The sequence below is a fragment of the Mesorhizobium sp. M7A.F.Ca.CA.002.09.1.1 genome, from assembly GCF_003998555.1.
Taxonomy (GTDB): Bacteria; Pseudomonadota; Alphaproteobacteria; order Rhizobiales; family Rhizobiaceae; genus Mesorhizobium; species Mesorhizobium ciceri.
In genome coordinates this window covers 1-1539 of the sequence record NZ_RZRR01001110.1, presented here as the reverse complement: position 1 = coordinate 1539, position 1539 = coordinate 1, and the positions used below count along the sequence as shown (strand labels likewise).

5 protein-coding genes are annotated in these 1539 nt (G+C 61.5%); all 5 read right to left on the bottom strand.

Annotated features, from left to right (window positions below; genetic code table 11):
* The coding region (locus tag EN994_RS30780; protein WP_127308114.1) for a flagellar biosynthetic protein FliQ at nt 1-183 on the bottom strand (183 nt) is incomplete at its 3' end.
* Between the two features lie 24 nt (nt 184-207).
* Nucleotides 208-615 (bottom strand): flagellar hook assembly protein FlgD, encoded by a 408-nt coding sequence (flgD, locus tag EN994_RS30775; RefSeq protein ID WP_013529774.1) that lies wholly within the window; start codon nt 613-615, stop codon nt 208-210.
* Nucleotides 615-1058 carry a flagellar biosynthesis repressor FlbT gene (gene flbT / locus EN994_RS30770; RefSeq protein ID WP_013529775.1) on the bottom strand — a complete coding sequence of 148 codons (444 nt, stop codon included), beginning with the start codon at nt 1056-1058 and terminating at the stop codon, nt 615-617. Before flbT ends, flgD begins: the two co-directional genes overlap by 1 nt.
* Nucleotides 1055-1402 carry a flagellar biosynthesis regulator FlaF gene (flaF, locus tag EN994_RS30765; RefSeq protein WP_013529776.1) on the bottom strand — a complete coding sequence of 116 codons (348 nt, stop codon included), beginning with the start codon at nt 1400-1402 and terminating at the stop codon, nt 1055-1057. The genes flbT and flaF overlap by 4 nt, the downstream gene beginning before the upstream one ends.
* 31 nt (nt 1403-1433) lie before the next feature.
* The coding region (locus tag EN994_RS30760) for a flagellin (RefSeq protein ID WP_164746389.1) at nt 1434-1539 on the bottom strand (106 nt) is incomplete at its 5' end.

Sequence of the window (1539 nt, the reverse complement as noted above, 5' to 3'; positions counted from 1 at the left end):
CACCAGCATGATGGCGACGATCTTCGGCACGAAGGTCAAGGTGATTTCCTGCACCTGGGTCAGCGCCTGGATGAGGGCGATGCCGATGCCGACCACCATGGCGACCAGCACCACCGGAGCGGACGCGACGAGCACCGTCCATACCGCGTACTGGACGATGTCGAGAGCGTCGGCCTCATTCATGGGACTGGCTCTCTGTCGAAAGCGTCAGCTTGCCGCCTTGACCGAAACTCCCGGACCGACCGCGACTTCGGTGCCGTTCTGCAGCACGGCGATGAGACCGTTGCTGGCGAGGCGCACCGAAGCCACGGTGCCCGTCGTCAGGCCGTCGGCGGAGGTTATCGAGCGCCCGATCAGTGCGTCGGCCTGCGACAGCGCCGAGGACTGCATGATCTGATTGAGCTTGGTGTTGGTCTGCACCGATTGCTCGACCTGCGAGAAGGTGGCGAGCTGGGCGACATACTGCGTCGAATCCATCGGCTTGGTCGGATCCTGGTTCTTCATCTCGGCGATCAGAAGCTTCAGGAAGGACTGGTAGTCGACTGCTGTCTTCGAGGTGGACGCGGTGGCCTGATTGGCGCCGGTCGGAATCGTCGTCGTCATGTCCACGTTCATCAGTATCGTGCTCCCACAGCCAACGGGCGCTCGGCACCCGAAACATCGTCATTCCCACCCAGCGCGCGGCGTTCGAGCGGATAAAGTGCGCGGATCGCCTTCAGCGCTTCGTAGATATGGTCCTCGCCGACCATGCGGTCGATCTGTTTCAGCGCGCTGCAGATCTGGCCGTCCTCGAAGCTTGCCAGAAGCAGCGGCAGCGAACGACGGAACATCTCGCGTGCGGCGGCGGCGCCGGCCGGGTTCATCAGCATGACCTGCAGGATGAAATAAAGCTGCTTGAGCGGTGTCGAGGCATCTTCGGCCTGGATCACGTGGTTTTCGAGCAGGAACTGGACGTCGTTCATCAATTCGACGGTGACCTTGCGGTCGACCCGGATGACGGCGCCGTTGATGTAGATCTTTTCGTTCGGCTTCAGCGATATCTTCAGCGTGTTGGTCATTGAATGCCGTCCCTGATGATCTGGGACACCTCGATCAGCCCTTCGAAATTGTTGGTGCGGCCCTGACGGATGTCCTCCGCCTCGCGCAGCAGCCACAGGCCGATGGAAATGAGGTTGGCGCGCAGTTCCTTTGGCAGAGCGTTGTCGCTGGAGCCAAGATCCTCGACGAAGGCGGTCCAGACGCGGTTGGTGAAGTGAAGCGCCTCTATCGCCTCCATCGAACCGTGGCCGGCCACTGCTGCTGCCGCCAGCATGTCGATCGAGCGGGTCAGAAGCTCGCGCTCGCGGTCCTTCGCGTCGGCAACGGAGTTGCTCTGGATGTCGGCGTAAGAGAATTGGTACATCGTTGGGGCTCTACCGTTCCGTTAAGCGTTGTCAGGTCAGGTAATTCAACAGGCTGAGCTGCTGCAGGCGTGCGGTCAACGCGAAAGACGTTTCGATGTGCTGTGTCAGGTCCGCGACCCGTGTCGCGGCTTCGGCC